The organism is Acetobacter farinalis, assembly GCF_011516935.1.
Lineage (GTDB): Bacteria > Pseudomonadota > Alphaproteobacteria > Acetobacterales > Acetobacteraceae > Acetobacter > Acetobacter farinalis.
Genome location: NZ_WOTF01000062.1, coordinates 1 through 1227 on the forward strand (window position 1 = coordinate 1; position 1227 = coordinate 1227).

The 1227-nt window shown below is 56.0% G+C and carries 1 protein-coding gene; it reads right to left on the reverse strand.

Annotated elements, in window-relative coordinates; genetic code table 11:
* Positions 1-35 precede the first annotated feature (35 nt).
* A protein-coding gene (locus tag GOB82_RS13190; protein WP_166123792.1) for an IS3 family transposase occupies positions 36-1159 on the reverse strand; the annotation gives its coding sequence in 2 pieces (ribosomal slippage) (positions 36-931 and positions 931-1159; 1125 coding nt in all).
* Positions 1160-1227 lie beyond the last annotated feature (68 nt).

Here is a 1227-nt window from a genome sequence, read left to right on the forward strand (position 1 = left end):
TGGACTTGTAACGGTTTTGTGCCGGTCAGAAGTGATTATGCCACTCTTGCTTCGAAAGCGAGAGGGCTGATGCCACCCAGATATGAATGGCGTCGACGTGGATTGTAGAAACCATTGATATACTGGAAGATGGCAGCAGTCGCCTGACGACGGGTTGGCCAGTTTTGCCTCCAGAGCCATTCTGCCTTCAGGCTTTTGAAAAACGTTTCGACAGCGGCGTTGTCAAAACAGTTTCCTTTTCCGGACATTGAAGCCAGCATTCCATGGGCCTGCAGCTTTTTCCGGAAATCATGAGAACAGTATTGGCTGCCACGATCGGAGTGGAAAATGCAGCCGGGCACCGGGTTACGCAGCCGCACCGCCATATCCAAGGCACGGATGGCCAGATCCTTTTTCATCCGGCCGCTTGCAGCCCACCCGATTACACGACGACTGAACAGATCGATGACGACAGCCAGGTAGAGCCAGCCCTCGGCAGTCCAGATATAGCTGATATCGCCTGCCCATTTCTGGTTGGGGCCTTCAGCAAGGAAGTCGCCGTCCAGAAGGTTGGCCACAATGCCAGACTGGTGCTGGCTGTCGGTCGTGACCTTGTGGCGACGGGTGCGTACGGGCCGGATCCCGTTGTCCTTCATGAGACGACCAACACGACGCTCCCCAACATCAAGCCCCGCTTCCCTCAGTTCCATGGTCATGCGCGGCCGTCCGTAGGAGCCGTTGCTCAGGGCATAATGTTCACGAATATGCGCCAGCATTTTCAGATCGGTGCGCTGGCGCTGACAGACCGGTCGGGACGTCCAGGCCCGGTAACCCCGCGCCGAGACCCGCAGGACTTGGCACAGCCTCTCGATTGACCATTCATGCCGATGTCCATGGATGAAAGCGAACCTCATAGCTTTTGGCTCGCGAAGAACTGGGTAGCTTTTTTTAGAATTTCCCTCTCCTCCCGCAGAATTCGGTTCTCCAGGCGAAGACGTTCATTCTCGCGGGCCAGATCAGCCTGCTGTCCCGATCCCGGCTCGTCCGGACGGTAATCCACTATCCATTTCGCCAGCGTAGATTTGCCAATGCCCAGATCGGTCGCAACCCGCGTGCGTGACAGTCCACTGCTCAACGCAATCCTCACGGCCTCGCGCTTGAAATCTTCCGTATGTTTCATGGTTTCGTCGGTCTCCTGATACAAGCTTAAAACGCTCAGATGACCGGCACAAAACCGTTACAAGTCCA